8 protein-coding genes are annotated in these 6,507 nt (G+C 70.4%); 4 read left to right on the top strand and 4 right to left on the bottom strand.

Features of this window, described 5'->3' with window-relative positions:
- The first annotated feature begins 341 nt into the window (after positions 1 to 341).
- The 4 genes from ACFQ87_RS21555 to ACFQ87_RS21540 all read left to right on the top strand — a co-directional run bounded on the left by ACFQ87_RS21555 (position 342) and on the right by ACFQ87_RS21540 (position 3,302).
- Positions 342 to 1,343: a MarR family transcriptional regulator gene (locus tag ACFQ87_RS21555; RefSeq protein ID WP_380612403.1), complete on the top strand. Its 1,002-nt coding sequence runs from the start codon at positions 342 to 344 to the stop codon at positions 1,341 to 1,343.
- Positions 1,344 to 1,491: 148 nt separating this feature from the next.
- On the top strand, positions 1,492 to 1,695 hold the full coding sequence (locus tag ACFQ87_RS21550; protein WP_380612402.1) for a hypothetical protein: 204 nt from the start codon (positions 1,492 to 1,494) through the stop codon (positions 1,693 to 1,695).
- A gap of 32 nt (positions 1,696 to 1,727) precedes the next feature.
- Positions 1,728 to 2,786 (top strand): radical SAM protein, encoded by a 1,059-nt coding sequence (locus ACFQ87_RS21545; protein ID WP_380612401.1) that lies wholly within the window; start codon positions 1,728 to 1,730, stop codon positions 2,784 to 2,786.
- A 114-nt stretch (positions 2,787 to 2,900) separates the two neighbouring features.
- Entirely contained in the window at positions 2,901 to 3,302 is a 402-nt protein-coding gene (locus tag ACFQ87_RS21540; protein ID WP_380612400.1) for a hypothetical protein, read from the top strand.
- Positions 3,303 to 3,311: 9 nt separating this feature from the next.
- Here the strand turns inward: ACFQ87_RS21540 and ACFQ87_RS21535 are convergent, their stop codons facing one another.
- The 4 genes from ACFQ87_RS21535 to ACFQ87_RS21520 all read right to left on the bottom strand — a co-directional run bounded on the left by ACFQ87_RS21535 (position 3,312) and on the right by ACFQ87_RS21520 (position 6,146).
- Positions 3,312 to 4,094 carry a hypothetical protein gene (locus ACFQ87_RS21535; protein WP_380612399.1) on the bottom strand — a complete coding sequence of 261 codons (783 nt, stop codon included), beginning with the start codon at positions 4,092 to 4,094 and terminating at the stop codon, positions 3,312 to 3,314.
- Positions 4,091 to 4,705 (bottom strand): GNAT family N-acetyltransferase, encoded by a 615-nt coding sequence (locus tag ACFQ87_RS21530; protein WP_380612407.1) that lies wholly within the window; start codon positions 4,703 to 4,705, stop codon positions 4,091 to 4,093. The genes ACFQ87_RS21535 and ACFQ87_RS21530 overlap by 4 nt, the downstream gene beginning before the upstream one ends.
- A gap of 70 nt (positions 4,706 to 4,775) precedes the next feature.
- Positions 4,776 to 5,027, bottom strand: coding sequence for a hypothetical protein (locus tag ACFQ87_RS21525; protein WP_380612398.1), 252 nt, complete (start codon positions 5,025 to 5,027; stop codon positions 4,776 to 4,778).
- A 69-nt stretch (positions 5,028 to 5,096) separates the two neighbouring features.
- The gene (locus tag ACFQ87_RS21520; RefSeq protein ID WP_380612397.1) at positions 5,097 to 6,146 is read right to left on the bottom strand and encodes a Scr1 family TA system antitoxin-like transcriptional regulator; all 1,050 of its coding nucleotides are present in this window, start codon (positions 6,144 to 6,146) and stop codon (positions 5,097 to 5,099) included.
- Positions 6,147 to 6,507 lie beyond the last annotated feature (361 nt).

The following is a 6,507-nucleotide window of genomic DNA, read 5'->3' as shown; positions in this document are numbered from 1 at the left end:
TGATCATCAGCCGTCAAAACCGATCAAACTTCGATGGCATGAACTTACTAATGATCAAGCTTCGCTGGCAAAGATCAAACTTCGATGGCGCAGGACAGCTACGCTGACCTGCCTGGTACGTAACAAGCGTTTTGCACCGTATATCGAACAGCGCCCGAAGAGAAGAGGAGCGGTGCCGACGACACCCGCCCGGGGCCCCCACTCCCCTCGTGGTGGGGGCCCCGGGCGTCGACCCCGGGAAGGATGCCAACCTCGGCGGCCGGGCGGCCATGCATTAGCCTCTGGGCCTAAAGGTCAAAAAAGCGCCAGGTCAGGGCGGTACGGAGAGCCGGGGAGGGTTCGTGCTCGCACTCAGGTTCGGGGTCGCGGACCTCGCCAACACCCGCTTCGCCGTCTCACCGCTCGACCACCTGCTGACCGGCACCGCCCAGAGCGGCGTCCACGAGTGCCTCGGGCTGCGGCGCGACCGCTGGTGGCGCGAGATCAGGCGCCACGTCCCGCACCGCGCCGCCCCCTTCCTCGACCTGGTCAACGCCAGCACCGCCGGGGTCCCCAACTTCATGGGCGCGGACCTCGACGCCGTCCGCCGTCAGCTCACCGACGAACTCGACGCGGTCCTCGCCGTCCCGCAGCAGACCTTCGAGCAGGACCTCGCGATGTACGGCAGCGAGGCCGAACTTCCGGCCGCGCTGGCCCGGTTGCGGGACGACGGCACCCGCGGCCTGCGCCGGATCACCGACGGCGCCTGGGCCCTGTTCCGCAGCTGCCTCGCCCCCCACTGGCCCGAGATCCGCCGCCAGCTGGAGGCCGACATCGCCGACCGTGCCCGCACCACGGCCCGCTCCGGCGCCGGCGCGATGCTCGACTCGCTGCACCGGAACGCGCGCTGGCGCGACGAAGGGGTGCTGGAGTGCGCCCTCGGCGACCTCTCCGGCGACTTCGCCCTGGGCGGCCGCGGACTGGAGCTGCGCCCCAACTACTTCGTGCAGAACGGGATCGGCCTGCTGCTGGCCGAAGGCCGCCAGAGCCTGCTGGTCTACCCGCTCGCCTCCCGGGGCGCCGCCGCGGCGAAGCCCTCGCCCGCGGCCGCCGACGGCCTCGCCGCCGTCCTCGGCCCCGCCCGGGCCCGCGCCCTGCGCGCCATCGAGGGCGGCCCCTGCTCCACCACCGAACTCGCCCGACTGCTCGGCATTACCCCGCCCTCCGCCTCCGCGCACGCCGCCGCCCTGCGAGCCGCCGGGCTGATCACCACCCAGCGGGAGGGCAAACAGGTCCGGCACGCGCTCAGCGAGGTCGGGCGCGACCTGCTGCTCGACAACCCGGAGGTCGCGCGGGCGGGGTAGCGGTCCGTCGTCCGAGCGGATCAGAGACCGTCGTCCGGGCGGCCCGCCTGGAGTGGCAGAGGTCGATGGTGTGCGGAAGAGTCGTCGGCACGGCGAGGGCCCCTGCCCTCGCGCGTTCTCCGCACCATCTTCCGCAAGGAGAGTCGCCATGAGCACTCCGCAGCGCGGCGTCGACGTCAGACTGGACGAGCAAGGCCGCATCGTCGTCGTCTCACCCGAGCTGGCCCGAGCGTTCGTACCCTCGGACGGCAACATCCCGATCGACCCGCCGGGGAGCACCGGCGGAGGCATCGTCAACGACCACTGCTCCCTCAACTTGGTCGCTGGCTGCGGCCGCGAGCTGGCGCAGTAACCGGACGGCCGCGGCCCAGGAGAGTTACGGACATGACCCAGACCCTCACCGCGCCCGGTACGGGGCCGAGCACCTCCCCGGCGTTCCAGGAGCAGCTCGCGGCGTCCCTGACGAACGAGACCCTGCACCTGATCGTCCTCCCCACCGAGCAGTGCAACTTCCGCTGCACCTACTGCTACGAGGACTTCACCGTCGGGAGGATGGGCGAGGCCGCGGTCGGCGCCCTCAAGCGGCTGATCGACCGGCGCGCGGCGGGTCTGCGGCGCCTGGACATCTCCTGGTTCGGCGGCGAACCGATGCTGGCGCGCGGCATCGTCGAGGAGGTCTCGGCCCACGCCGCGGAGTCGGCCGCCGGCCCGGACGGCTTCGCGTTCCACGCCGACATGACCACCAACGGCTACCTGCTCGACGCCGAGGCCGCCCGCGACCTCGCGGCGCTAGGCGTCCGGCAGTACCAGATCTCCCTGGACGGCCCCGCCGCCGTGCACGACACCACCAGGCTCCGGGCGGACGGCCGCGGTTCGTTCGACCGGATCTGGCGCAACCTGCTGGCCATCAGGGACAGCGGCCTGTCGGTCGGCGTGCTGCTGCGGGTCCACCTCACCCCCGCCAACCTGCCGCTGATGCCGGAGTTCATCGCGCACCTGCGCGACACCTTCCTGCGGGACGAGCGGTTCACGCTCCGTCTCAAGCCGGTGGAGCGGATGGGCGGGCCCAACGACGCGGAGATGGAGATCCTCTCGTCGCAGGCCCGCCGCCACACCGTGGACGAGCTCACCGCCATCGCGTACGAAGGCCGTCCGGCGCGCCGCGCCGACGGCCTGGAGGTCTGCTACGCCGCGCGCCCCAACTCCCTGGTGATCCGGGCCGACGGCACCGTCGCCAAGTGCACGGTGGCGCTCTCCGACCCCTCCAACACCATCGGCCGGCTGCTGCCGGACGGCACCCTGCGGATCGACGACAGCGCGCTGGCGCCGTGGGTGCGGGGCTGGGCGGCCGGCGACGAGGACGCGGTGCACTGCCCGTACCGGGGCATGCCGCGCCGCCGGACGCCGGCGCTGCTGCAGATCGGGGTGACCCGCCCGGCGTAGGGCGCAGCGCCCGTACGTCATGATGATCACCATGACGGACACCCTGAGTTGGCCCCTGCCGCGCACTGCGGTGCTGGACGGCGAACTGCCCGCCGTGCGCCTGGAAACCGCCTGATGAGGGACGAGCCGGGCACGGAGTTCGGCTGCGCGGCCTGCTACGGCGAGGACGCGCGGCAGGTGTGGGGGCGTCAGCGCGAGGGCTTCGCGCACGAGACGGCGGTGGTGGCCGACTCGCACTTCGCCGTCTCGGTCCGGCGCTGCCTGGCCTGCGGGCAGCGGCTCGCCTGGATCCGGACCGAGTTCACCGACTGGTCCGGCGGCGACGACGCCTCCTACGTCACCGTCCTGCCGCTCACCGACGCGGAGGCCGCCGCCCTGACGAACGGCACCCTGCCTCCCCTCGACCTCGGCCCGCTCGGCGAGGGCCGCCGCCACCTGCACAGCGACCGGCCGAGCGGCGGGCCGGCCCGCCTGCACTGGGGGACCGGCCCGTTCCCGGTCCAGGAAGGCCACTGAGCGCGCCGTTCACCGATTGTCCGGAGGGCCCCAAGAGGATCGCCGACGCGTTCCCCGCACCGAAGGGGAGCCCGGGTCGGGCCGCATCAGTAGCAGGTCCTCGCCCCAGGCGTCCAGCACCGCCGCGTGGCCGGCGGCCCGGGCAGCCGCCTCGACCCGGGCGAAGAGCCGCTGCTGCGGCGCCACTTCGCCGGTCGCGGTGATCCGGGCGACGGTGTCCAGCAGCGGGGCGCTCTCCCAGCCGGGCAGCGGGAACCGGTCCAGCTCCCAGGCCAGGTACTTGTTGTAGGGGCGCGGTCGGCGGTCCAGGGCGAAGAGCAGATCGAGGAGGAATCCGACACTGGCGGCCGCGTCGAGGTGGCCGGCGAGCCGGTTGCCGTCGCGGTGGTTCTTGACCGAGCGGTAGAGCGAGTTGGCGTAGGCGTCCAGCAGGGCGGCGCTGCACCGGAAGGCCTCCTCGGCGCCGAGCCGCCCCATCGCGGCGACGATCCGGGTGACCTCCCCGTCGCGGCGGTCGACCAGTACCCGGGAGCGGGCGATGGCGTACCGCTCCCAGTCGGCGGGCCGGCGGAACCGTTCGAGGGTGGTGACGACCAGGTCGAGGCGCGCGGAGCGGTAACCGTCGAGCGCGGCAAGCTCGCTCGCCGCGTCGTCGGCGAGGATGACGTAGAGGTCGTGGTCGGAGTGACGGGTGGTCATGCCGTCGTGGGCCCGGGAGCCCTTGAGGACGAGCCCGACGACGGCCGGGTCGGCCGTCGCATCGGCGACGAACGCCGCGAAGTCCAACGTCACGCCAGGTCCTTGCGCATCAGCGTGCACATCGTCTCGTACCGCTGGAGCGAGCCGTCCTCGGCCTCCACGTCCCAGGAGTCGAGCTCGCGGCTGAAGGCCCGGTAGCCCAGGCGTTCGTAGAGGGCACGGGCGCGCGGGTTGCTCTCCTCGACGCCGAGTTCGGCGCGGGTCAGGCCCCGGGCGCGGATCCGCTGCTCGGCGGAGCGGATCAACAGCGTGCCGATCCCGCAGGACTGCAGGGCCGGGTGGACGCTGAGTTGCCAGAGCGTGCCGGTGTCGGGCTTGACGGTGTAGTCGATGCCGCCGACCGCCACCGGGAGCCCGACCGGTGTGCAGACCGCCAGGTAGTCGATCTCGCCCGCCTCGGCGCGGCGGATCTGGTGGACGAGCTCGCGCACGTGCTTGGGGGAGCCGGCCCAGCCGCAGGACGGCAGGTCGGCGTCGGTGAGGCCGCGTACCGAAAGGTGCAGTCTGATCTCGGTCATCACCGCATCCCTTCGACTCCAACAGCGGCCGTCTCCCATTTCAGCAAGCCGGTCCCGGTGCCGTCCAAGGGGTTTTGGACCGGCCCCGACGGCAGCCGGAAGGGCTGGGAAGCACTGAGGCGCCAGGGGGAATCCCTGGCGCCTCAGTGGTCCTGGTACCGGAGCGCTGCTCTCGCCGCCCCGTAGCCCCTGACGGTTAGCGGTTGGTGTGGGTCGACCAGAGCGCCGGGCCGTTGCCGTAGTTCGAGTAGACGACCACGTTGCCGTCGGTCTGCACGGCCAGGATGTCGCCGGGGTAGTAGTGGCCGCCGCTCTGGCCGTCCATGCTCCAGATGGCCTGGTTCGCGGTGTCGTGCGCGACCAGGTTGCTGTTGGTCTGCATGCAGAGCTGCTGGGCCTGGTACAGGGTGCCCGGGAACTGGTAGGTCGGCGAGCCCGCGTAGGTCACGACGATGTTGCGGTCGTTCTGGAAGGACTGGCCGCAAGGCGTTCCCCTTGTTTCGTAAATGAGAGTCAGTCAGTTGGCGTCGAAATCGCCCGCCTTGACGCCGGTGATGAAGGACTGCCAGGCGTCCGTCCCGAAGGCGAGCTGCGGGCCGTGGGGGTCCTTGCTGTCGCGGACGGGGAGGATGCCAGGGAGGCCCGGTGCGACCTCGATGCAGTTGCCGCCGCCGTTGCTGTACGAGGACTTCAGCCAGGAAGCGGGCTTGGCGGCCGTGATGGGGAACATGGCGTCGAACTCCTTGAGACGGGTGCGGATGAGACTCAGCGAGTCCGCACATGAGAGTGCTTGGGCCTGGAGCCAATCGTAAGTCCTTGCGAGGGAGCGGATCTCGTTCTCGTCATCGCGCTCGACGTAGCCCCGTTGGATGGTTTCGAGGTAGGCCATCCATGCCCCCTCCTTGGAGGTCAGGAGCATGAACGGCCAGGTCGTTGGGAGGTTTTCACCGAGGCTGGACGGCGCGATCTGCAGCATGACATTCGGAAGGCTGGCCACGCTCTCCAGTCGACGAAGCTGCTCGGCCATGACGAAGGGGCCGCCAACGGGCCTCAGGCAGCTCTCCTCCATCACGACCTGGATCGAGGGGGCGGGTTCCTTGTACAGCACAGCTTGCCGTGCCATACGGACATTCAGGCGCTCGCTGACCTTGTCCTGGGGGATTTCGCCTCGTCGGGCTGCGGCGTCGATGAGCGCGGAGGCGTAGTTCCGCGTCTGGAGCAGCCCGGGGATGACGTTCAGTTCGAAGATCTTGAACGCGGTGGCTTTGCTCTCGTGCTCGATGTAGGCGAGGAACCCGCCGATCAGAGTGCTGCTCTTCGTGCTCCAGTACAGGAGTTCAAGCGCTCCGCAGGTGTCGAGCACCTTATCGGCCCGTCGGAGGAGGTTCAGCGGCGCGGGGCGTGCGCCCGTCTCGATCAGGGAGATGAGCGAGTCGCTGTAGTTGATCAGTTCTCCGAGTTCGATCTGGGTGAGGCCCCTCGCCTTGCGGAACCGGCGCAGTTGGGCGCCGATGGCCTTGTTCGGGGATGGGGTCTGGTCAATTTCCTGCTGCGCCACGGTGATCACGCCATTCCACAACGTTGGCTGTCAAAGTCAAGCTCTTCCGATGCCAACCGCGATTGGCCACTCTTGGTGAGGAGTTAGCGACAGAGAGGAGCTATCCAGTAATGAAGCACAAGGTGTGCGCCCGTGTCTGCGGAAGGGCATAGATATGACGAACGGCCAATCTGGTGAAAGCCTCATCCTGCGGCGGAACTTTCCGCCCTGCCGGTGCCCGCAGTGTGGCGACGCCGTTCCCGAATCGCGGCTGAGCGCCGAGTCCATCGCCCCGGCGGCGCCGCCCGCGCGGCGGGTGGGGACGCCATCCCCGCCCCCCCCAACCCCCACCCCCGGAGAGCGGGTCTTCGATGTCCTCTCCCGCCGTTTG

Source organism: Kitasatospora sp. NPDC056531 (assembly GCF_042794375.1).
Lineage (GTDB): Bacteria > Actinomycetota > Actinomycetes > Streptomycetales > Streptomycetaceae > Kitasatospora.
The sequence above is the reverse complement of the archived record's forward strand: the minus strand, read 5'-3'. Positions and strand labels throughout refer to the sequence as shown.